Source organism: Streptomyces sediminimaris (assembly GCF_047049295.1).
GTDB classification, from domain to species: Bacteria; Actinomycetota; Actinomycetes; order Streptomycetales; family Streptomycetaceae; genus Streptomyces; species Streptomyces sediminimaris.
The window spans coordinates 3,618,560-3,639,726 of the sequence record NZ_JBJWOT010000001.1 but is presented as its reverse complement, the minus strand read 5'-3'; the positions used below and the strand labels follow the sequence as shown (position 1 = coordinate 3,639,726).

At 72.7% G+C, this 21,167-nt stretch carries 19 protein-coding genes; 8 read left to right on the top strand and 11 right to left on the bottom strand.

Annotation, left to right across the window (positions count from 1 at the left end):
- Nucleotides 1-104: 104 nt before the first annotated feature.
- Complete coding sequence (locus ACJ9NR_RS16745; RefSeq protein WP_412488363.1) at nucleotides 105-1,100, top strand: sigma-70 family RNA polymerase sigma factor; 996 nt, start codon at nucleotides 105-107, stop codon at nucleotides 1,098-1,100.
- 353 nt (nucleotides 1,101-1,453) lie between these two features.
- Nucleotides 1,454-2,185 carry a TetR/AcrR family transcriptional regulator gene (locus ACJ9NR_RS16740; protein WP_412488362.1) on the top strand — a complete coding sequence of 244 codons (732 nt, stop codon included), beginning with the start codon at nucleotides 1,454-1,456 and terminating at the stop codon, nucleotides 2,183-2,185.
- 29 nt (nucleotides 2,186-2,214) lie between these two features.
- Here ACJ9NR_RS16740 and ACJ9NR_RS16735 read toward each other — a convergent pair whose 3' ends face one another.
- The gene (locus tag ACJ9NR_RS16735; RefSeq protein WP_412488855.1) at nucleotides 2,215-3,204 is read right to left on the bottom strand and encodes a helix-turn-helix transcriptional regulator; all 990 of its coding nucleotides are present in this window, start codon (nucleotides 3,202-3,204) and stop codon (nucleotides 2,215-2,217) included.
- A 62-nt stretch (nucleotides 3,205-3,266) separates the two neighbouring features.
- Here ACJ9NR_RS16735 and ACJ9NR_RS16730 point away from each other — a divergent pair, with 62 nt between their 5' ends.
- The 5 genes from ACJ9NR_RS16730 to ACJ9NR_RS16710 all read left to right on the top strand — a co-directional run bounded on the left by ACJ9NR_RS16730 (nucleotide 3,267) and on the right by ACJ9NR_RS16710 (nucleotide 9,566).
- Nucleotides 3,267-4,862 carry an MFS transporter gene (locus ACJ9NR_RS16730; RefSeq protein ID WP_412488361.1) on the top strand — a complete coding sequence of 532 codons (1,596 nt, stop codon included), beginning with the start codon at nucleotides 3,267-3,269 and terminating at the stop codon, nucleotides 4,860-4,862.
- Nucleotides 4,863-5,060: 198 nt separating this feature from the next.
- Entirely contained in the window at nucleotides 5,061-5,822 is a 762-nt protein-coding gene (locus ACJ9NR_RS16725; RefSeq protein WP_412488360.1) for a DeoR/GlpR family DNA-binding transcription regulator, read from the top strand.
- Nucleotides 5,819-6,766, top strand: a complete 948-nt coding sequence (pfkB, locus tag ACJ9NR_RS16720) for a 1-phosphofructokinase (RefSeq protein WP_412488359.1) — start codon at nucleotides 5,819-5,821, stop codon at nucleotides 6,764-6,766. The genes ACJ9NR_RS16725 and pfkB overlap by 4 nt, the downstream gene beginning before the upstream one ends.
- Before the next feature lie 349 nt (nucleotides 6,767-7,115).
- Nucleotides 7,116-9,167 carry a PTS fructose transporter subunit IIABC gene (locus ACJ9NR_RS16715; RefSeq protein ID WP_412488358.1) on the top strand — a complete coding sequence of 684 codons (2,052 nt, stop codon included), beginning with the start codon at nucleotides 7,116-7,118 and terminating at the stop codon, nucleotides 9,165-9,167.
- A 141-nt stretch (nucleotides 9,168-9,308) separates the two neighbouring features.
- The gene (locus ACJ9NR_RS16710) at nucleotides 9,309-9,566 is read left to right on the top strand and encodes a hypothetical protein (protein WP_412488357.1); all 258 of its coding nucleotides are present in this window, start codon (nucleotides 9,309-9,311) and stop codon (nucleotides 9,564-9,566) included.
- 284 nt (nucleotides 9,567-9,850) lie between these two features.
- Here the strand turns inward: ACJ9NR_RS16710 and ACJ9NR_RS16705 are convergent, their stop codons facing one another.
- From ACJ9NR_RS16705 to ACJ9NR_RS16690, 4 genes are all read right to left on the bottom strand, one after another.
- Complete coding sequence (locus ACJ9NR_RS16705; RefSeq protein WP_412488356.1) at nucleotides 9,851-10,597, bottom strand: DUF6227 family protein; 747 nt, start codon at nucleotides 10,595-10,597, stop codon at nucleotides 9,851-9,853.
- Between the two features lie 157 nt (nucleotides 10,598-10,754).
- Nucleotides 10,755-11,975: a L,D-transpeptidase gene (locus ACJ9NR_RS16700; RefSeq protein WP_412488355.1), complete on the bottom strand. Its 1,221-nt coding sequence runs from the start codon at nucleotides 11,973-11,975 to the stop codon at nucleotides 10,755-10,757.
- 153 nt (nucleotides 11,976-12,128) lie between these two features.
- Nucleotides 12,129-13,157, bottom strand: a complete 1,029-nt coding sequence (locus ACJ9NR_RS16695; protein ID WP_412488354.1) for a P1 family peptidase — start codon at nucleotides 13,155-13,157, stop codon at nucleotides 12,129-12,131.
- A 340-nt stretch (nucleotides 13,158-13,497) separates the two neighbouring features.
- Complete coding sequence (locus ACJ9NR_RS16690) at nucleotides 13,498-14,754, bottom strand: low temperature requirement protein A (protein ID WP_412488353.1); 1,257 nt, start codon at nucleotides 14,752-14,754, stop codon at nucleotides 13,498-13,500.
- Between the two features lie 149 nt (nucleotides 14,755-14,903).
- On the opposite strand from ACJ9NR_RS16690, the gene ACJ9NR_RS16685 reads away from it, so the two are divergent.
- Nucleotides 14,904-15,086, top strand: a complete 183-nt coding sequence (locus ACJ9NR_RS16685; RefSeq protein ID WP_412488352.1) for a hypothetical protein — start codon at nucleotides 14,904-14,906, stop codon at nucleotides 15,084-15,086.
- Between the two features lie 19 nt (nucleotides 15,087-15,105).
- Here ACJ9NR_RS16685 and mscL read toward each other — a convergent pair whose 3' ends face one another.
- From mscL to ACJ9NR_RS16655, 6 genes are all read right to left on the bottom strand, one after another.
- Nucleotides 15,106-15,564 carry a large conductance mechanosensitive channel protein MscL gene (mscL, locus tag ACJ9NR_RS16680; RefSeq protein WP_412488351.1) on the bottom strand — a complete coding sequence of 153 codons (459 nt, stop codon included), beginning with the start codon at nucleotides 15,562-15,564 and terminating at the stop codon, nucleotides 15,106-15,108.
- A gap of 111 nt (nucleotides 15,565-15,675) precedes the next feature.
- Complete coding sequence (locus ACJ9NR_RS16675; protein WP_412488350.1) at nucleotides 15,676-16,254, bottom strand: CpaB family protein; 579 nt, start codon at nucleotides 16,252-16,254, stop codon at nucleotides 15,676-15,678.
- Between the two features lie 273 nt (nucleotides 16,255-16,527).
- Nucleotides 16,528-17,361 (bottom strand): S-methyl-5'-thioadenosine phosphorylase, encoded by an 834-nt coding sequence (locus ACJ9NR_RS16670; RefSeq protein WP_412488349.1) that lies wholly within the window; start codon nucleotides 17,359-17,361, stop codon nucleotides 16,528-16,530.
- Nucleotides 17,362-17,494: 133 nt separating this feature from the next.
- The gene (locus ACJ9NR_RS16665) at nucleotides 17,495-17,836 is read right to left on the bottom strand and encodes an FmdB family zinc ribbon protein (protein WP_412488348.1); all 342 of its coding nucleotides are present in this window, start codon (nucleotides 17,834-17,836) and stop codon (nucleotides 17,495-17,497) included.
- A 67-nt stretch (nucleotides 17,837-17,903) separates the two neighbouring features.
- Nucleotides 17,904-19,166 (bottom strand): MFS transporter, encoded by a 1,263-nt coding sequence (locus ACJ9NR_RS16660; protein WP_412488347.1) that lies wholly within the window; start codon nucleotides 19,164-19,166, stop codon nucleotides 17,904-17,906.
- 236 nt (nucleotides 19,167-19,402) lie between these two features.
- Nucleotides 19,403-20,968, bottom strand: a complete 1,566-nt coding sequence (locus ACJ9NR_RS16655) for a potassium/proton antiporter (protein WP_412488346.1) — start codon at nucleotides 20,966-20,968, stop codon at nucleotides 19,403-19,405.
- Between the last annotated feature and the right edge of the window lie 199 nt (nucleotides 20,969-21,167).

Below are 21,167 nucleotides of genomic sequence, written 5' to 3'. Positions count from 1 at the left end.
TCCTTTGGATGCTGGGCACCCGAGAAAAGTGCTCAGAGGTACTCGACGGTGAGTGCCCGCGTCCGAAGGATCACCCGCCAGCCCACCATCGCAAGGGAGCACGCATGGCAACCCGTGCCGTCGCCCGTCGTCAGTCCGCCACCGGCGAGACCGACGCGGCAAGCAGTGTTCGCGCCCGCGCCGGCGAGATCGCCGACCGTGACCTGGTCGGGATGTATCTCGACGAGATCGCGCGCACACCGCTGCTCGACGCCGCCAAGGAGGTCGAGCTGTCCCAGGTCATCGAGGCGGGTGTGTTCGCGCGGCAGGTTCTCGACGGGTACGAGGAGTCCAAGACCGAAGCCACCCGCGAGGAGCTCGAGGCCCTCGTCGCCGAGGGCGAGCGGGCCAAGGACATCTTCATCCGCTCCAACCTCCGTCTGGTCGTGGCCGTGGCCCGCCGTTACCCCCGTAGCGGCCTGCCCCTGCTCGACCTGATCCAGGAGGGCAACGCCGGCCTGGTGCGCGCGGTCGAGAAGTTCGACTACCGCAAGGGCTTCAAGTTCTCCACGTACGCGACGTGGTGGATCCGTCAGGCCATCACCCGCTCGATAGCCGACCAGTCGCGCACCATCCGCCTGCCCGTCCACCTGGTGGAGGAGCTGGGCCGGATCCGGCGTGTGCAGCGCGAGTTCAACCGCGAGCACGGCCGCGACCCGGAGCCCGCGGAGATCGCCGCCGAGCTCGGTTCCAACGCGGACCGGGTGACCGACGTCCTGGACTGGGCCCGCGACCCGGTCTCGCTGAACATGTCGGTGGACGACGAGGGCGAGACCCAGTTCGGCGACCTGCTCGAGGACACCTCGGCGGTCTCCCCCGAGCAGTCCGTGCTGACCCTGCTGCGCAGCGAGGAGCTCGACGACCTCATCGGCCGCCTCGACCCGCGCACCGCCTCCATCATCAAGATGCGCTACGGCATCGACGACGGCCGCGAGCGGACGCTGACGGAGGTCGGCAAGGAGCACGGCCTCACCCGTGAGCGGATCCGCCAGATCGAGAAGCACGCTCTGCTGGAGCTGAAGAAGCTGGCGCGCGACACCGGCTTCGAGGCGGTGGCCTGAGTCCGCCCGGCGCCGCGTGGCCGCCGGGCGGCGCGGGACGCCCGCCGCCGCGCACGCCCGGTGGCGGAAGACCGCGCAAACATGGCTCTGCAACGCCGCTTCAAGTGTAGGAACCAAGGGAAAAAGACTTCTGGGCACAGGAGTTCGGCCCGGAACCACCCCCTGAACCACGTCCCGACGCACACCCCCCCCGGCGCCGGGACTTCCCAGAGCCGGGCCTCGGCGCCTTCCCCCCGGGCGCCGAGGCCCGGCTTCTTTCGCGCGGGCACGCCGGTGGACGGGGCACCCCGGACCTGAACCCCGGGGTGGCCCGCCGGATGGCAGATTGTGCCACAGCGGCATAGCCTGCAGGTGTGAGTAGTCCCACCCCCGCACCGAACTCCCGTTCCGCCCCGGCGGAGCGGACCTCCCTCACCGAGCGGCGCAAGGCCGCCACCCGCATGGAGATCGCCCGGGCGGCCGCGCGACTGTTCGTCGGACAGGGACTCCGCGCCACCCGCGCCGAGGACATCGCCCGGGCCGCCGGGATCGCCCCGCGCACCTTCTACCGCTATTTCGCGTCGAAGGAGGAAGCCGTCGCGCCGCTCTACGCGGCGGGCGCCCAGCGCTGGAAGGAGGCGGTCGCCGCCGCCCCCGGGGGGCTGCCCCTGCCACAGGTCCTGGAGCACGCGGCACGCCACACCCTGACCCCCGGCGCGGGGGTCTCCGCGGCCTCCTGGGAACTGGTCCGCACCCTGATCCGCCTGACCGACACCAGCCCCGCGCTGGGCAAGGTGTGGGCGGAGGTGTGCCGCGAGGCGGAGGCGGAGCTGGCCGAGGTGCTGGCGGATCGGGTCGCGGACGAGGAGCCCGGCAACGCCGGTGGGAAGGGGCCCGACAACGTTGGCAGGGAGGCGGCCGGCACCGGTGCCTCCGCCGCGCTGCGCTTCGCCGCCGCCGTGGCCGGGGCGGCCGTACGGGTGGCGGTGGAGACCTGGGCGGCCGGCACGGCACCGGCGAGCGGACCGCAGGGCCCGGCGACCCTGGCGCTGCGCAACCTGGCGGCGCTGCGGGAGTTTCCGTGGACGGAGCTGGCGGGGCGGTAGCGCGGGCGGTCCGGTGGCGGCCGGTGGCGTCAGGAGTGTGGCGCGGGCGGGTCCTGCCCGTCGGCCGCTCGCGTCAGGCGCCCGCCCAAGTCCCGTGCGCACTCCACCAGTTCCGTCGGCCGGTGGACCGTGAAGCCGAAGCCCAGCAGGGCGAGCCGCACCGCCAGCCAGTCGGCCGCGTCGCCGGTCCGGCCGCGCAGCCGGCAGGTGCCGTCGGGCAGGGCCTCCGGCACGCCCAGCCACGCCGGGACCCGGGCGGCGACCGCCTCCGCGCTCGCGGCGAACGTCACCTCGAAGCCGTAGGACTGCTGGTGACGCTGCATCGAACGCCGCAGGTACTCCGCCGCGTCCCCCGTCGGCAGCTCCCGCGGGGTGAACCGCGCACCGGTCGCGAAGGGCTCGCTCACCCGGTCGACCCGGAACGTGCGCCAGTCGGCGCGGTCGAGGTCGTAGGCGACGAGGTACCAGCGGCGGCCGGTCGAGACGAGCCGGTAGGGCTCCGTCAGGCGGCGTGACCCGGTCCCGTCACCGGCGCGGTAGGCGAAGCGCAGCCGTTCCCGGCCGGCCACCGTCGACGCCATCACGGTCAGCGTCTCGGGCGCGATGCTCGCCCCGTCCCCGCTGGTCAGCGGCGTGGTCGCGGCCTGCAGGGTGGAGACGCGGTGGCGCAGGCGCGAGGGCAGCACCTGCTCCAGCTTGGCCAGCGCCCGTACGGACGCCTCGTCCACGCCCTCCAGGGCGTGCCCGGCGCCCGCCCGCAGCCCGACCGCGATCGCCACCGCCTCCTCGTCGTCGAGCACCAGCGGCGGCATCGCCTTGCCCGCGACCAGCCGGTAGCCGCCGTCGGCGCCCATGGTCGCCTGCACCGGATAGCCCAGCTCGCGCAGCCGGTCGATGTCGCGCCGCACGGTGCGCCGGGAGACCCCGAGCCGGTCGGCGAGTTCGCCGCCGGGCCACTCGCGGGGGGTCTGGAGGAGGGAGAGGAGCTGCAGGAGCCGGGCCGGGGTGTCCGTCGTCATGAGTTCGAGAATGCCCCATGAGTAGGACATGAACTGTCCTACTGGGGTCGTAGCTTCGCTTCATGACCTCCACCCAGACCACCACAGCAACGCGTGAGACCCCTGCCGGGAACGCGGGGGATACCGCGGACCGGCGCCGCTGGTTCGCCCTCGCCATCGTGATGACCGCGGCCTTCATGGACCTGGTCGACGTCACGATCGTCAACATCGCGATCCCGTCCATCCAGCGCGAGGCCGGTGCGTCCGTCAGCCAGATCCAGTGGATCACCGCCGGCTACGCGCTCGCGTTCGCCGCCGGTCTGATCACCGGTGGGCGGCTCGGCGACATCCACGGCCGCAAGCGGCTGTTCCTCATAGGGATCGGCGGCTTCACGCTCGCGTCGGCGCTGTGCGGCTTCGCCGCCGGTCCGGAGATGCTGGTCGCCTCCCGCATCCTGCAGGGCGCGATGGCGGCGATGATGGTGCCGCAGGTCCTGTCGATCGTGCACGCCACCTTCCCGGCGCACGAGCGGGGCAAGGTCTTCGGCCTGTTCGGCGCGATCGTGGGGCTGGGAGCCGTCTCGGGACCGCTGCTCGGCGCGCTGCTGACGGAGTGGAACCTGTTCGGCCTCCAGTGGCGGCCGGTCTTCCTCATCAACCTTCCGGTCGGCATCGCGGCCCTGGTCCTGGGCGGCCGCTTCATCACCGAGTCCAAGGCACCGCGGGCGCTGAGGCTGGACCTGGTCGGCGTCGCCCTGGTCACCCTCGGCCTGACGATGCTGCTCTATCCGCTGACCCGCGGCCGTGAGCTGGGCTGGCCGCTGTGGGGGTACCTCTCGATGGCCGGCGCGCTCGTCGTCTTCGCGGCGCTGGTGAGGTACGAGCGGCGCAAGGCGGCGCGGGACGGCTCGCCGCTGGTCGAGCTCTCCCTGTTCCGGGTGAAGAGCTTCGCGGCCGGCATCGCCGTGCAGACCGTCTTCGGGGTCGCGCTCGGGGTGTTCTTCCTGGTGTGGACGCTGTACATGCAGATCGGCCTGGGCTGGAGCCCGCTGCGGGCGGGGCTGACCGGCGTGCCCTTCTCGATCGCCGTCTCCACGGCGGCCGGCCTGTCCGTGCAGCAGCTGGTGCCGCGCTTCGGCCGCCGGGTCCTCCAGGCGGGCGCGCTGCTGATGGCGGCGGGCGTCCTGCTCTACATCTGGGAGTCGGGCCGCTACGGAACCTCGATCGCCTCCTGGCAGATGGCGCTGCCACTGGTGGTGATGGGCGTCGGCATGGGCCTGATCGTGGCCCCGCTGACGGACGCGGTGCTGTCGGAGGTCCCGCGCGAGCACGCCGGGTCGGCGTCGGGGCTCATCAACACGGTGCAGCAGATGGGCAACGCGCTCGGCCTCGGGCTGGTCTCGGTGGTGTTCTTCGGCGAGATCGGGAGCCGCCTGACGCCGCAGCAGGTGGGGCCGGCCTTTGTGAACGCCTTCCAGCACGCGCTGGGCTGGGTCGCGGGCGTCATGGGCGCGATCTTCCTGCTGATGTTCGCCCTGCCGAAGCGGTCCGCACAGCATGCCGAGGGCGGCGAGGGCGGCGAGGGCGGCGAGGGCGGCGGCGGCGAGGGTGCGCAGGCGCCGGACGCCGTGCTCGCGGGCTCGGCCGGGCGTGCCGGGGCGCCCGAGACGGTGGGCTGAGCAGGGGTTCTCGGCCCGCCTCCCGCGGTGTTCGGGGGGCGGGCCTCTCGCATGTCACCTTGCCGTCCGTGTACGGCCCCGCCTTTACGGATGCCCGATTGTGTCTGTGTTGTGCCCGAACCTGTTTACTTCTCGGAAACGCGGGCGTAGTCTCCGAGCGAAACCACAAGTTCGGGCACGAGTCGGAGGCGAACGGACATGTACGCACCGGAGCGGCAGCAGGAGATCCTCCGGCTCGCCCGTGACGGCGGCAGGGTGGACGTGGTGTCCCTGGCCGAGGAGTTCCAGGTGACGGCGGAGACGATCCGCCGGGACCTGAAGGCCCTCGACCGCGCGGGGCTCGTCCGCCGGGTCCACGGCGGTGCCATACCGGTCGGGCGCCTCGACTTCGAGCCGGACCTCGCCGAGCGCGAGGGCACGGCCGCCGACGAGAAGGACCGGATCGCCAAGGCCGCCGTGGCGGAACTGCCCGTCGAGGGCACGCTGATCCTGGACGCCGGCACCACCGTGGCGCGCCTGGCGGCCGCCATCCCGCTGGAGTCCTCGCTCACCGTCGTCACGCACAGCCTGCCGATCGCGGCCCGCCTCGCGGACCACCCCGGCATCCAGCTCCACCTCGTCGGCGGCCGGGTACGGCACCGTACGCGCGCCGCCGTGGACGCCTGGGCGCTGCGGGCGTACGGCGAGATCCGGGCGGACGTGCTGTTCGTGGCGGCCAACGGCTACTCCGCCGAGCACGGCCTGACCACCCCCGACCTGGCCGAGGCCGCGGTCAAGCGCGCGGCCCTCGCGGCGGCCCGCCGCGTCGTGCTGCTCGCGGACTCCGCAAAGCACGGCCAGGAGCACTTCGCCCGCTTCGGCGACCTGGGCGACGTGGACCTGCTGATCACCGACAGCGGGCTGAGCCCGGAAGACGCCACCGCCATCGGGCGCGGCGGCACGGAAGTAGTGCGCGCATGATCCTCACCGTCACCCCCAACCCGTCCCTGGACCGTACCTACGAGGTCCCCGCACTGGAGCGCGGCGAGGTCGTCCGCGCCACCGGCGAGCGGGTGGACCCGGGGGGCAAGGGCGTCAACGTCTCGCGGGCCGTCACGGCCGCCGGGCGGCGTACGGTCGCGGTCCTGCCGCTCGGCGGCGCGCCGGGCGCCCTGGTCGCGGACCTGCTCGACGCGCAGGGCATCGAGGTCGCGCCGGTCCCGGTCGCCGGGGCCACCCGCTCCAACATCGCGCTCGCGGAGGCCGACGGCGTACTGACGAAGATCAACGCGCCGGGCCCGGAACTCACCGCCGAGGAGCAGGAGCTGCTGCTGGAGACGGTGCGCGCGCAGTCCCGCGACGCGGACTGGATCGCCTGCTGCGGCAGCCTGCCGCGCGGACTCGCCCCGGCCTGGTACGCCGACCTGGTCGCGCGGGCGCACGCCGCGGGCGTCCGGATCGCGCTGGACACCTCCGGGGCCGCCCTGCTGGAGGCGCTGCGTGAGCGGCCCGACGTGGTGAAGCCCAACGCCGAGGAACTCGCGGAGGCCGTCGGGCGCCCGCTGGCCACCGTCGGCGACGCGGCGAAGGCGGCGGAGGAACTCCGGGAGATGGGCGCGCGCGCCGTCCTCGCCAGCCTGGGCGCCGACGGGCAGCTGCTCGTGGACGACGCGGGTGTCTGGTTCGGCAGCGCGCGTGTGGACGTCGTCCGCAGCAACGTCGGCGCCGGCGACTCCTCCCTGGCCGGTTTCCTGATCGCGGGCGGCAGCGGTCCGGAGGCGCTCGCCTCCGCGGTGGCGCACGGCGCGGCGGCCGTGCGGCTGCCGGGCAGTGTGATGCCGACCCCGGCCGACCTGGACCCCGCCGCGGTGACGGTCACGGCCGACGTGCCCGTCGACCGTGCGCTGAAGGAGCCGGTGTCATGAACCCCCACACCGCGCCCGCTGCTCGTGGAGTCCCCGCTCCTCGTACGGCCCTTTCTCGTCGGACGGTCCTCGCTCGTCGGACGGTCCTCGCTCGTCGTACGGCCTCCGCTGCTCGTACGGTCCTCCCCCCTCGGGCGGCGTCCGTTCTCCGTACGGCGTCCGTTCTCCGTACGGCGTCCGTTCCCCATACGGCGCCTCTCTTACTCGCCACCGCCGACCGGCCGCGGGATCTCCCCGGACCCGCAGCCCCCGGCCCCGATGCGACCACCCCCCGAACCCCCCGCAGCACCCCCGTCCCCTTCCCCGCCCACCCGACTGACCGGGCGATACGCGTGCTAAGGAGCCCGCGATGAGTGACATGATCACCGCGGACCTGGTCGATCTCGACCTGTCCGCCGACACCAAGGAAGCGGCGGCGCGCGCCCTCGCCGAGCGCATGGCGGCCCTGGGCCGGGTGACCGACCTGGACGGCTTCCTCGCCGACGTGGCGGCCCGCGAGGCGCAGATGCCCACCGGCCTGGACGGCGGCATCGGCATCCCGCACTGCCGCAGCGAACACGTCACCGAGCCCACCCTGGCCTTCGGGCGCAGCGCCGCCGGCATCGACTTCGGCGCCGCGGACGGCCCCGCCGACCTGATCTTCCTGATCGCCGCGCCGGCCGGCGCCGACGACGCCCATCTGACGATCCTGTCGTCGCTGGCGCGGCAGCTGATGAACAGCGAGTTCACCGACGCGCTGCGCGCGGTGGCCGACCCGGCGGCGGCCGCCGCGCTGATCCGCGGGGACGAGGCACCGGCGGCGGGTCCCGAGGACTCCGCTGCGGTTTCGGAGGCGGCCTCCTCCGAAACCGCAGCGGGCAGCACGGCCCCGGCACCGGGCGCCCCGGCCGTGGCCGAGCGGCCCTTCCGGGTGGTCGCCGTCACCTCCTGCCCGACCGGCATCGCCCACACCTACATGGCGGCCGAGTCGCTGGAGAACGCGGGCCGTGAGGCGGGCGTCGAGGTCACCGTCGAGCCCCAGGGCTCGGCGGGCTTCACCCGGCTCGACCCGGCCGTCATCGCGGCGGCGGACGGCGTGATCTTCGCGCACGACGTCCCCGTGCGCGAGAAGGAGCGCTTCGCCGGCAAGCCGACCGTCGACGTCGGCGTGAAGGCGGGCATCAACCGCCCCGGCGAGCTGATCTCCGAGGTGCGCGGGAAGGCGGAGCGCGGCGAGGTCACGTCCGGCTCCGCGCCCTCCTCGCCGGTCGAGCGCGGCGGCGAGGCCGGTGAGGGCTACGGCACCAAGCTCCGCAAGTGGCTGATGTCCGGCGTGAGTTACATGGTCCCGTTCGTCGCGGCCGGCGGCCTGCTGATCGCCCTCGGCTTCGCGATCGGCGGCTACAAGATCAACAAGGCGCCGTCGGTCATGGACCACTTCGTGTGGACCCAGGGCGACAGCTGGGCCGCGCTGCTCTTCCAGATCGGCGTCGTCTCCTTCGGCTTCCTGGTCCCGGTCCTGGCCGGCTACATCGCCTACGGCATGGCGGACCGCCCCGGTCTCGTCCCCGGCTTCGTCGGCGGCTCGATCGCCCTCACCATCAACGCCGGCTTCCTCGGCGGCCTGGCCGCCGGTCTGATCGCCGGTGGTGTGGTGATGGCGATCCAGAAGGTGAGGATCCCGGCGGCGGTGCGCGGCATCATGCCCGTGGTGGTGATCCCGCTGATCTCCTCGGCGGTCGTCGGCTTCCTGATGTTCGTCGTGATCGGCAAGCCCATCGCCTCCGCCCAGAAGGGCATGACCGACTGGCTGAACGGCCTCACCGGCACCAACGCCATCCTCCTCGGCGCACTGCTCGGCCTGATGATGTGCTTCGACCTCGGCGGTCCCGTCAACAAGGTCGCGTACACCTTCGCCACCGCCGGCATCGCCGTCTCCAGCCCGAGCGACTCCGCGATGAAGATCATGGCCGCGGTCATGGCCGCCGGCATGGTCCCGCCGCTCGCGATGGCACTGGCCACCACGGTCCGCGGCAGGCTCTTCACCCAGACCGAGCGCGAGAACGGCAAGGCGGCCTGGGTCCTCGGCGCCTCCTTCATCTCCGAGGGCGCGATCCCCTTCGCCGCGGCCGACCCGCTGCGCGTCATCCCCTCCTCGATGGTGGGCGGCGCGATCACCGGCGCCCTGTCGATGGCCTTCGGCGCCACCCTGCGCGCCCCGCACGGCGGCGTCTTCGTGGTCCCGCTGATCGGCAACCCCTTCCTGTACCTGATCGCCATCGCGGTCGGCACCTGTGTCACCACGGCACTGGTGGTGGTCCTGAAGGGCATGCGCAAGCCGGCACCGGGGGCCGCTACCGCCGGCGCCGCGGACGGCACGGCCACGGCGCCGGCCGGGGCGAAGCAGCCGGTGGCGGTGTGAGGGGCAAGATCCCCCGCATGTCGCTTTGGTGCCCTGTGAGTTGATCAAGGCGGCAAAAGGGCAAGTGTGTCACCTGTACCACCTGCGAGATACATCACGGTCCGGGGTCAAAGTCCCGGACCGTGGTGTCTACTGGGGCGTATGCCTGATGAGCACGTCTCGGTCCTGCAGTCGATGGGCGTGGTGATCCTCGCCCTCGCCGCCGCGGTCTGGATCTTCGGCCTGATCAGCCTCGCGCGCCGCGGCCACTTCGGGCCGGTCCCGTGGCCCGTCCGCACCCTGCGCGCCCTTCCCCACCAGCGCATGTCGCCCCCGCCGCTGGAGCACGTCGAGCTGACCCCGGCGGAGAAGGCCGCCTTCGCCGGTCTGGTACGTCAGCTCAACGGCCGCCGCCGCTGAGCGGCAGGCCCGGGCGAAGGCCACCGCGGTCCGGCACCGCGCCCCACGGGGTGTCCTGAAAGGGACGCTCCTTCGGAGGCGGTGGACCATGTGACGACCGGCCTCGACGGCGCCGCAGTCGGCGGCCGGCGCACCACGGCTGCCGGTGGGGCGCCCGACACTTCGGTGCCGCGCCCGGCGCCTCAGACGGGTCGCCCGGCCCCGGCCCTGGCGCTCGCGGCGGGGCGCCCGCTCCACGAGGCCCGCGGGGCTGTCGCGCGGCGGCGCCACCCGTCGTCCCTCGGTCAGGAGACCCGCGCCGCCCGCCGCTCCATCGCGTCCCGGGCCGCGTCCTCACTGACGTACACCTCGCACATGTGCCGCCCGTCGGGCGTCGCCGTGTGCTCGACCTCCCAGAGGGAGACCTCCTCGCCGTCCCGCAGCAGGAAGGCGTGTTCGTAGAGCGAGAAGCACAGCCCGGCGCGGCCTGCCCGGCACGGGCGCCCGAAGGCCTGCGTGATCTGGTACGCGAACGCCGTGGTGAGCAGCGCGGAGGTCTCCGCGCCGGGCCGGTCCCGGTTCTCCGCGCGGCGCAGCAGCCGGCGCGCGTGGTCCGCCGAGTCGTCGCGCAGGTAGGCGTGCCGGGGGGCGGGGACCGGCGACAGCTGCACCGTCACCGGCAGTTCGAAGTCCGGCGCGTCCGGCGGCAGCGGCAGCCGCGCGGTCGCGCTGCGCAGCTCCTCCTCGTCGGCGTACACCTCGTGCTGGGCGGCGCCGCCCGGCGTGGTGTTGTGCACGAGCTCCCACAGTGTGAGCGCCGAACCGTCGGCGAGCAGCCAGGTGTGGCGGTAGGTCTCGCGGTGCAGCCCCGCGCTGTGGTGCGCGGAGTGCAGCGAACCGTCGTGCGCCAGCGCGCGGTCGAGCCGTCGTATGGTCTCGTCCGGCAGCTCGAAGCTGTTCAGGGCACGGCCGAGGAGTCGCGCGAGATGCTCCTCCGGAGACTCGGGCGACTCGGGTGGTTCGTACGCTGCCGTCTCGTACGGAACGCTCAAGGTTTCTCCCGGCGTTGCTGCATGTCACCTTGTGGGTGCATACCGTAGCCCCTCGGTCGGACATCATGTCCGGGAACCGAGAAAACGTGCGCACGGAAAACGCCCGGGTCGTGCGGGAGGCTCCCGCACGACCCCACGGCCCCGGAGAATCCGCAGCTCAGGCGGCGCTGCCCGCGATCCACTCGCTCCACGGCAGGTTCCATCCGTTGAGTCCGTTGTCGGGCGCGACGGTCTTGTCGGGGGAGTTCTTGACGACCACTACGTCCCCGATGAGTGAATTGTCGTAGAACCACTTGGCGGACGTGGCGCCCTGTGCGCCCTGAACGTCCGCGAGTCCGATGCAGCCGTGGCTGGTGCCCTCGCGCCCGAAGGGCGGATTGCCCCTGCTGTACCAGTAGTTGCCGTGGATGAACGTCCCCGACGCCGTCAGCCGCATCGCGTGCGGCACGTCCGGGATGTCGTACTCGCCGCCCAGGCCGACGGTCCGGCTGTTCATCCGCGTCTGCGTGAACTTCTCCGAGATCACCATCCGCCCGTTGTACGTGGTGTGCTGCGGGCTGCCCGAGGAGATCGGCACCCGCCTGAGGACCTTGCCGTCCCGCACCACGGTCATGGTCTGCGTGTTCACGTCCACGGTGGAGACCTGCGAACGTCCGACGGTGAACGTGACGGTCTTCTTCTGCACCCCGTAGACGCCGTTCGCGCCCTGCACGCCGTCCAGATCGATCTTCATCGTGACCTTGGAGCCGGCCTTCCAGTAGTCCTTGGGCCGGAAGTCGAGGCGCTGCGCCCCGAACCAGTGCCCGACCACCTGCTGCCCGCTGCTGGAGCTGACCGTGATGTGCGACTGCACGGCCTTCTTGTCGGTGATCGCCTTGTCGAAGTCGAACGACACCGGCATCCCGACGCCGACCGTGGTGCCGCCGTCCGGGGTGTACGTCCCGATGAAGCTGTTCGCCGAAGTGACCGTGGTGAAGATGGAGTTGGCGGCGGCCGTCCGCCCGCTCGGGTCCTTGGCGGTCGCGGAGATCTGGTACTTGGTCCCGCGCTCCAGCTGCTCGTTCGGCTTCCAGGCGGCGCCGTCGGCGGAGATCGAGCCCGGCACGGCCCGGCTCGACCCGGCCACCGTCATCCTCACGGCGGTCAGCCTGCCGTCGCTGACCTTGACGCCGGTCGTGTTGATCGAGGCGCTGTCCGAGCCGTCCTTCGCCGAGATGGCTATCTTCGCCGTCGACGTCTTCGCCGAACTCCCCTTCTTGGAGGGTGAGTTGGTGTCGGCGTTGGCGTTGCCGCCGCAGGCGGTGAGAGTGAGGGTGCCGACCATCAGGGCGGCACAGGCCGCCACTGCGCGCCGCGCTGCTATGTCCGGCGTTGTCACGGGCTGCTCCAGGTTCGTGTGATGTGCGTGATCCGTTCCAGTGCGTGGAGAAAGAGGGAACGGCGGGGCCGTGAGGTTCCCGCCGTGACCGGAGAACGCCATCACGTGACAAAACCCGGACAATCGCGAGCCGCCGCGCACACCGCCTGCGGCTCACCCGCCCCCGTACAACTCCTCGTACGACGGCCACACTCCGCCCGCTCCCTCCACCGACCCGGCGGCGCGCACGGCGCGGACGATCGCGCGGGTCACCATGTCCGCGCCCGCCGCGAGGACTTCGTTCAGCGCCAAGGGGTTCCCGGCGTCGAGCGGACGGGTGCCCGTCGCCAGTGTGAACACCGTGTCCCCGTCGTTGAGCAGGTGCACCGGGCGGACGGCGCGCGCGATGCCGTCGTGTGCGGTACCGGCCAGCTTCTGCGCCTGCGCCTTCGTCAGGTCGGCGTCGGTGGCGACGACGGCGAGCGTGGTGTTCATCGGGGGGCGCCCGTTCCTCGCCGCGCTCTCGGCGAGGCGTCTGCGCGCGGCCTCGTGCACACGCGCCTCCGGGCGGACCGCCCGTCCCTGGAGCAACTCCCCGTACAGCACCCCCGTTTCCGGATCCATCGCCGAACCGGCCGCGTTGGCCACCACCAGCGCGGCCACCGTGATCCCCGAGGCGAGCAGCACGCTCGCGCTGCCGACACCGCCTTTCAGCGCGCCCACGGCGGTACCCGTGCCGGCGCCCACGCACCCCTGCTCCACGGCCGCCCCGGCCGCGCTCGCCGCTGCCGCCTCCACCGCGGCCCGGCCGGTGGCGGCGTCGGGCCGGGCCGAGAACGCCCCGCCGCGGCCCAGGTCGAAGACGCAGGCGGCCGGCACCACCGGCACCACGTGCGACGGGTCCGGCCCGACCCGCACGCCCCGCCCCCGCTCCTCCAGCCAGGCCATCACACCGGAAGCCGCGTCGAGCCCGTAGGCGCTGCCGCCGGTCAGCACGACCGCCTCCACCCTGCTCACCAGGTTGCGCGGGTCGAGGGCGTCGGTCTCCTTGGTTCCGGGGCCACCGCCCCGTACGTCCACGGCGGCCACGGCGCCGCCCTCGGGGGCCAGCACGACCGTGGTGCCGGTGAGCCAACCGTCGCCGGTGCGCGTCGCGTGGCCCACCCGCACCCCGGCGACGTCCGTCAGAGCGTCCATTGTCATGCCCTCAGTCTCACCCGCCGGGGCCCTCTCACCCGCCCAGGCCGTCTCACCCGCCCAGGCCGTCTCACCCGCCGGGGCTGTCTCACTCGCCAGGGCCGTCTCCCGCTTGGGCCGCCGGGGAGCGCCTCCCAGGTCGGCGCGGAGGGCATCCAGGGATGGCGAGGAGGGCATCCTGGGGTGGCGAGGAGGGCATCCTGGGGTGGCGGGAATGGCGTCCTGAGCCGCCAGGGAACGCGTCCTGAGTCGGCGAGGGGGGCGTCCTGAGTCGGCGAGGGGGCGTCCTGAGTCGGCGAGGGGCTCCCCCGGTGGGCGGGGGTTCGCCCCGGCCGTCGAGGATGCCTCACACGACGGGAGTCGTGGCGCGCTCCCCGCTGGAACCGGTCGCCCCGCGCTCCCGGGCGACCATGCGCGCGGTCAGGGTCACCCCGGTCGCGACCGCCAGCCCGCACACCAGCCCCGCGGCGAGCACCGCCCGGTCGCCGAGGAAGGTGCAGACGATGACCAGCAGCGACGTCGTCGGCAGCACCAGCTGCTGGGCGATGCCCACCTTGTAGAAGCGGGAGTGCAGCGCCCAGACGGTGAGCAGGAACAGCGCCGTCGGGAGGGTCACGGCCGCCGACGCGGCCAGCGTGGAGAGGTGCGCCTCGCCGACGGCCTGTTCCACCGCCACCTCCAGGCCCGCCCCGATCGCGGCGCCCGACGCGAAGATCAGGTAGTGGCCGTAGCCCCAGACGAAGGACTGCCGGTTGGAGCGCAGGTGGCCGTGGATGGGAACCACGAAGTAGATCCACCAGGCGGCGAAGATGATCAGCAGTCCGCCCGCGGCGATCGGCAGCAGTTCGCCCAGCGCGTCGTGCTCGTCCAGGCCCGACTTCACGGCGACGGTGGCCGCCGCGATGGTCTCGCCGAGCACGATGATCGTGAACAGGCCGTACCGCTCGGCGATGTGGTGCGGGTGCCAGGACGTGGGGTGGGCCCGTTCGGCGTACAGCGGCACGAGCATCTCCAGCGGCGCCATCACCAGGAAGACCCAGGGCCGGGCGCCCTCCGGCAGGACCAGCAGCCCCAGCCAGCCGATCTGGCACACCAGCACGCCGACGGCGTACCGCAGCGCCATCGTCCGCTCGGCGCCCCGGCTCGAGCGCGCCACGCGCAGCCACTGCGCCGACATGGCGAGCCGCATGATCACGTAACCCAGCCAGACGACCAGGAACTCGTGCTGGTCGAACGCCCGCGAGACCCCCGCCGCCAGCACGAGCACACCGGCGATCTGCACCAGTGTGACCACCCGGTAGAGCGCGTCGTCGTTGTCGTACGCCGAGGCGAACCAGGTGAAGTTCATCCACGCCCACCAGATGGCGAAGAAGATCATCACGTAGTTGAGGATCCCCTCGGCCGCGTGGCCCTCGGCCAGGGCGTGCACCAACTGGACACCGGCCTGGGCGATGGCCACGACGAAGCACAGGTCGAAGAAAAGTTCGAGCGGGGAGGCGACGCGGTGCGCCTCCTCGCGCCCACGTGCCGTGAGCCTGCGCAGAGGTCTGTGGGCGGCCGGCGGACCGGAGGGCGCCGGCGGCGGAGTCGGACTGCTCGTCATGCGTTCCAGCACACCAGATGGGCGGCTGAAATTCCTGTGACGGGATCACCAGCGGGCCGCGGTCCGAGAGCTCGGGCCAAGGCCCCGGTGGCAGGAGACCCCGCGCCGCGCCCCACGGCGGGCCCGTCCGGTCCCCGTACCCTGGAGGCATGACTTCCGCCTCCGCCCCCGAGCCGCGCGCCCCGAAGCCCGCGCTGATCTTCGACGACCCGCTGGACCAGCAGTCCTCGGACGACACGGACCGCGGCTGGGGCGAGCGGCCCGGCCCGGACGGCGACGCGGCGGCCGACCTGAAGCGCTTCCTCGACGAGAAGCCGCCCCACCACCTCTGAGCGGCGCCGGCGGCCTTCGCTAGCGCTGGACGTGCTCGGACCCGCGCTGGGCGACCAACGCGTCGCGGATCTCCTTGAGCACCTCCAGCTCCGTCACCTCGATCACCTCCTGTGTGCCCTCCCGCGCCTTCCTGCGGGCCTCCTGGCGGGCCAGGTACTTCGACATCGGCAGCACCATCAGGAAGTAGACGACCGCCCCCGTGATCACGAAGGTCAGGGTGGCGCCGAGGACCGAGCCCCACAGGATCCGGATGCCCTCGTCGCCCTTGCAGGTCCCGGTCAGGCACGAGCTGTAGTTGTCGAGGTTCTTGGTGCCGATCGTCCCGACCAGCGGGTTGATGATCCCCTTCACCACCGAGTTCACGATGTTGGTGAAGGCGGCGCCGATGACCACCGCAACCGCCAGGTCGACGACATTGCCGCGCATCAGGAAGGCCTTGAAGCCCTGCCAGACGCTCGGATCCTTCTTCTCGCTCACTTCGGGGCCTCTCGTCGCACACGCATGTCGGGGAACAGACAGCTCCGCAACCTACGTCAACTCTCGGCCACCGTGTCCAATGGGGTAGCTGGAAGGAGGGACTTGACAGAATCAGCACACGATCACCGCCAGTCGTGCCGTCGCGCCCGCCCCGGCGAGGTGCGCCGCGGTCGGACGAGGCACCGAGAGCACGACCAGCGCCCCGCTGCCGGCCGCGTCGTCCAGGGGCTCCGGCACCTTGGTCACTCGCGCCCCCCGCGCGACCACACGGGCGTCGCCGCCCGCCGCCGTCTCCGGCGCGGCGATCACGTCCACCCGGTCGCCGGGCCGCAGCAGCCGCACCGTCGCGGCGTCGGCGATCCGCACCGGCGCGGCGACCATCTGCGCGGCCCGGTGCCGCCGTGGGGGATCCGCGACCGGGTGGCCGCGCGCCCCGCCGGCCTCTCCCGGTCCCGCCGCCACCAGGGCCGCCGCGGTCACCGCGAGGCCGGCGGCCACCGCACGCCTCCGGTGCCGTACGAGCCGTTGCAGCCGGTACCGCCCACCGCGCACCCGTACGGGAGCGAAGTGCGGGATGTCGCACGTGGCAGGGGTGTCGGTGCCGGGCGATCGCGGTGGGGCGGGGAAGGGGGAGGGGGACGGAGGGAGCGGAGAGTGCGGGGGGAGCGGAGAGTGCGGAGAGTGCGGCATGCGGGTCACCACCTGCGTCGGGAACGGGCTCGCAGACCCACGATGAGGCCTCACGCCGATCTCTGCGGGCGCCGGTGGATCACCGACGGGTTGTGGACAACTCCGCCACCCGAACGGGAGGTTCCGCTGTCTCGGTGCCCGCTGTCTCGGCGCCCTCTCCGCTCACCGCGCCTTCACCGGCCACGGCGCCTTCACCGGCCACGGCGCCTTCACCGGCCACGGCGCCTTCACCGCACCACGGCGCCTTCACCGCACCACGGGCCCCCCACCCCACTACGGCAGCCCGAACCCCGGATCCATCCCGCCCAGCGCCGTCGCGCACAGGCAGTCCCGGTCCTCGTTCGCCGGCAGTGCGGCCACCGCGTCGAAGAGCACCTCCCGCAGCCGGTCCACGTTCGCGGCGAACACCCGCAGCACCTCCTCGTGCGAGACGCCCTCGCCGGTCTCGGCGCCCGCGTCGAGGTCGGTGACCAGCGTCATCGACGTGTAGCAGAGCTCCAGTTCACGGGCGAGCGCCGCCTCGGGGTGGCCGGTCATGCCCACCACCGACCAGCCCTGCGCCTGGTGCCACAGCGACTCCGCGCGGGTCGAGAAGCGCGGCCCCTCGACCACCACCAGCGTGCCGCCGTCCACCGGCTCCCAGTCCCGTCCGCGCGCGGCCTTCAGGGCGGCCGTACGCCCGACCGGGCAGTAGGGGTCGGCCAGGGACACGTGCACCACGTTCGGCACCGTGCCGTCGGGCAGCGGCAGCCCGTCGAAGTACGACCCGGCGCGGGTCCTCGTACGGTCGACCAGCTGGTCCGGCACGAGCAGCGTGCCCGGCCCGTACTCGGCGCGCAGTCCGCCCACCGCGCACGGGCCGAGGACCTGGCGCACGCCCACCGACCGCAGGGCCCACAGGTTGGCCCGGTAGTTGATCCGGTGCGGGGGCAGGTGGTGGCCGCGGCCGTGGCGGGGCAGGAAGGCGACCCGCCGTCCGGCGACCTCACCGAGGAAGAGGGAGTCACTGGGCGGTCCGTACGGGGTGTCCACCTGGACCTCGGTCACGTCGTCGAGGAACGAGTAGAGGCCCGAGCCGCCGATTACACCGATCTCTGCGTTCGCCATGGCCCGAACAGTATCCGGCCCCCGCGGCGCACCGTGAGGGGCACCGCGCACACCGAGGACCCTGCCGTCGTACGACGGCAGGGTCCCGTGGAAGGAGTCCGGTGGGTCCGGGCGGAGGGGGCCTGGGCGAGACCTAGGCGGCGCTGCTGCCGGACGAGGCCCCGGTGCTCGACGGCTTCGAGCCGGAAGAGCCCGAGGACGAAGGCGAGGCCGAGGTCGAGGAGGACGAAGCGGTCGAGGAGGCCGACGACTCGGTGGAACTCGACGACTTCGACGCCGGCGAGCTGCTCGACGAGGAGCCGCGGCTGTCGTTGCGGTAGAAACCGGAGCCCTTGAAGACGATGCCGACCGCGGAGAACACCTTCTTGAGGCGGCCATCGCAGCTGGGGCACTCGGTCAGAGCGTCGTCGGTGAACTTCTGCACCGCCTCGAGGCCCTCGCCGCACTCGGTGCACTGGTACTGGTAGGTCGGCACTGTCTTCCTCCTGGCACTCTCACTCAGTGAGTGCTAACGACGATCCATACTGACGTATTCCTGGGAATCAGTCCACCGTCACCGGCGCGCGGTGACCGACGCCACGTGCGACGGTCAGGTTGCGCGGCCGCGGCGTCAGCCGGGAGCGCAGGGCGAGGAGGGTCGCGAGCGCGAGCACCGTGCCGCCCGCCGGCACCAGGAATCCGGCGCCGGTGCGGAAGTGGTCCTCCAGCTGTCCGGCGATCGTGACGGCCGCCGCCTGGCCGAGCGCGACCGCGCCGGTCAGCCAGGTGAACGCCTCCGTGCGGGCGCCTGCCGGGACCAGGCCCTCGACCAGCGTGTAGCCGGTGATCAGCGCGGGCGCGACGCACATGCCGACCAGCAGGCCGAGTCCGGCCAGCAGTGGCACCGAGTGCGCGCTCCACAGCCCGGAGGCGGCCAGCGCCAGGGCGCCGTAGCCCACGAGGAGCCGCCGCTGCGGGGCCGCCTTCCAGGCGACGGCACCGCAGACGATCCCGGAGAGCATGTTGCCCGCGGCGAAGACGCCGTACAGGACGCCGTTCAGGCCGGGCTCGCCGATCGACTCGGTGAACGCCGCCAGCGAGACCTGCATGCCGCCGAAGACGGAGCCGATGCCGAGGAAGGTCACGACCAGTACCCGCACTCCGGGGGCGCGCAGCGCGGAGACGTGCTGCACGCGCGCGTGCCGGGCGGCGGCGACGGCGGGCTGGGTGCTCTTGCGCGCCGCGAACAGCAGCCCGCCGAGCAGAGTCAGCGAGGCCTCCGTCACCAGGCCCGCGGCCGGCGCGACGGCGGTGCACAGCGCGGTGGCCAGCAGCGGGCCGAAGACGAACGTCAGCTCGTCCGTGACGGACTCGAAGGCGGCCGCGGTGTTCATCAGCGGTGAGCCCTGCAGCTTCACGCCCCAGCGGGCGCGCACCATGGGGCCGATCTGCGGCACCGAGGCGCCCGTCGGCACGGCCGCGGCGAACAGCGCCCACAGGGGCGCGTGGGCCAGCGCGAGCACCGTCAGGGCCAGACCGGACAGCGCGTGCAGCAGGACGCCGGGGATCAGCACGGCGCGCTGTCCGTAGCGGTCGGCGAGCCGGCCGCCGTAGGGCGCGAACAGCGCCATGGAGACACCGGTGACGGCCGCCGCGGCGCCCGCGGCACCGTAGGAGCCGGTGGTGTGCCGCACGAGCAGCACGATCGAGAGGGTGAGCATCGCGAACGGCTGGCGCGCCGCGAAGCCGGGGACCAGGAACGTCCAGGCGCCGCGCGTGCGCAGCAGCTGTCCGTAGCCCGGTCGTCGGGTGACCGTGGATGCCACGGCCCGTGCCTTTCCGCCGCCTGGTGGCGCGGCCCCCTCGTGGGCGGCGGCGCCGAGAGCTGTCCTCTTGCGCGGACTGCGGTGGATACCGGAGGCCGCCCACTCGAAAGGGCGCCACGGCCGCCATACGGTCGCGCCAGCTCTGCGTCAGGCAGAGTTGGTTCGATCAGGGATGCGCCTTCATCGTACAGGCGGCATGGTCTGCCTCCCTGTGAAAATGCGCACCGTGCGCATTCTCACCTGTGATTGCCGATGCCGTCCGTTCCCAGCCACCCGGCCAGCTTGCCTCCGTGCCCGACCGAGCGCAGCCGCCGCTCCGCGGCGTCGCGTACCGGGTCGGTGGCGACGACGAGCAGTTCGTCGCCGCGCCGCAGCACCGTCGAGGGCTGGGGGACAAACGATTTTCCCTCGCGGACGACGAGGGTGACGGCCGACCCGGCCGGCAGCCGCAGCTCGGCCACCTCGACGCCGTGCATCTTCGATCCCTCGGGGATCGCGACGGAGAGCAGGTGCCCGCGCAGCCGCTCCAGCGGTGCGGACTCGATGCCGAGGTCGGCCGCCTCGCCGCTCTCGCCCAGGCGCAGCACGCGCGCGAGCCAGGGCAGCGTCGGCCCCTGCACCACGGTGTAGGCGACGACCAGGACGAAGACCATGTTGAAGATGCGGTGGCTGGCGTCGACGCCCTCCACCATCGGGATCGTCGCCAGGATGATGGGGACCGCGCCGCGCAGCCCCGCCCAGGACATCAGGATCCGCTCCGGCCACGGCACCCGGAAGGGTGCCAGGCACAGCACCACGCTCAGCGGGCGCGCCACCATGGTCAGCACCAGGCCGATGACGAGCGCGGGCACGATGTCGTCACCGAGCTCGTGCGGGGTGACCAGCAGGCCGAGCAGGACGAACATGCCGATCTGGGCGATCCAGCCGAGCCCTTCGGCGAATCCGCGGGTGGCGGGCCAGTGCGGCAGTTTCGCGTTGCCCAGCACCATCGAGGCGAGATAGACGCCCAGGAAGCCGCTGCCGTGCGCCAGCGCACCCCCCGCGTACGCCATGACGGCGATCGCCATGACGGCGATGGGGTAGAGGCCGGAGGCGGGCAGGGCCACATGCCTGAGGCCCCAGGCGCCGAGCCAGCCCACCGCGAGCCCGACGGCCGCACCGATGGCCAGCTCCAGGGCTATCTCGCCCAGCAGCACCCACCAGTGGGGGGCCGGGCCCGCGGTGGACAAGGCGACGACCAGGATGACGACCGGGGCGTCGTTGAAACCGGACTCCGCCTCCAAGGTGCCCGCCACGCGCGTGGGGAGGGGGATTCTGCGCAGGACCGAGAAGACCGCCGCCGCGTCCGTCGAGGAGACGACCGCCCCGATGATGAGCGCCTGCCGCCACTCCAGCCCGACCAGGTAGTGCGCGCCCGTCGCGGTGATCCCGACGCTCACCGCGACACCGGCCAGTGCCAGGGCGGAGGCGGCCGGCAGGGCCGGCCTGATCTCTCTCCACTTCGTGCCGAGACCGCCCTCGGCGAGGATCACCACGAGGGCCGCGTATCCGATGACCTGGGTGAGTTCGGCGTTGTCGAACCGGATGTCGCCGATGCCGTCCTGGCCCATGGCGACGCCTATCCCCAGGTACACGAGCAGGCTGGGGAGCCCGCTGCGCGAGGAGATCCGGACCGCTGCCACGGCGACGAGCAGGACGAGCGAGCAGACGAGCAGAAGCTGGTTGAGGTGGTGGACTGTCAGCGGCCGTTCCCTTCCCTGGCCCGCACGCGTCCCGCGTGTGGGCTCACGTTCATGGGACACGAAGCGATGGAACTCCGCACCCGGGTACTTCGTTACCTTACCTAAGTCTTGACGATTTCTTGACGCTCCGGGTGGCGGGATCGCGCACCCGTCCTCGTGCGTTGCGGACTCCGCGTCAAGGGCCCCAAGGCCCTGCGCCTATGGTTGCTCCAGCGCTCATTCAGCGTCATAGCCCGCCTGCCGCTCGCGTGAGGACAGC

Bases quoted from the DNA above. Each gene is read 5' to 3' on its own strand.
- ACJ9NR_RS16745 (WP_412488363.1), top strand. From the start codon at position 105: ATGGCAACCCGTGCCGTCGCCCGTCGTCAGTCCGCCACCGGCGAGACC.
- ACJ9NR_RS16735 (WP_412488855.1), bottom strand. From the start codon at position 3,204: ATGACGACGGACACCCCGGCCCGGCTCCTGCAGCTCCTCTCCCTCCTC.
- ACJ9NR_RS16730 (WP_412488361.1), top strand. From the start codon at position 3,267: ATGACCTCCACCCAGACCACCACAGCAACGCGTGAGACCCCTGCCGGG.
- ACJ9NR_RS16725 (WP_412488360.1), top strand. From the start codon at position 5,061: ATGTACGCACCGGAGCGGCAGCAGGAGATCCTCCGGCTCGCCCGTGAC.
- pfkB (WP_412488359.1), top strand. From the start codon at position 5,819: ATGATCCTCACCGTCACCCCCAACCCGTCCCTGGACCGTACCTACGAG.
- ACJ9NR_RS16715 (WP_412488358.1), top strand. From the start codon at position 7,116: ATGAGTGACATGATCACCGCGGACCTGGTCGATCTCGACCTGTCCGCC.
- ACJ9NR_RS16710 (WP_412488357.1), top strand. From the start codon at position 9,309: ATGCCTGATGAGCACGTCTCGGTCCTGCAGTCGATGGGCGTGGTGATC.
- ACJ9NR_RS16695 (WP_412488354.1), bottom strand. From the start codon at position 13,157: ATGACAATGGACGCTCTGACGGACGTCGCCGGGGTGCGGGTGGGCCAC.
- ACJ9NR_RS16690 (WP_412488353.1), bottom strand. From the start codon at position 14,754: ATGACGAGCAGTCCGACTCCGCCGCCGGCGCCCTCCGGTCCGCCGGCC.
- ACJ9NR_RS16685 (WP_412488352.1), top strand. From the start codon at position 14,904: ATGACTTCCGCCTCCGCCCCCGAGCCGCGCGCCCCGAAGCCCGCGCTG.
- ACJ9NR_RS16675 (WP_412488350.1), bottom strand. From the start codon at position 16,254: ATGCCGCACTCTCCGCACTCTCCGCTCCCCCCGCACTCTCCGCTCCCT.
- ACJ9NR_RS16670 (WP_412488349.1), bottom strand. From the start codon at position 17,361: ATGGCGAACGCAGAGATCGGTGTAATCGGCGGCTCGGGCCTCTACTCG.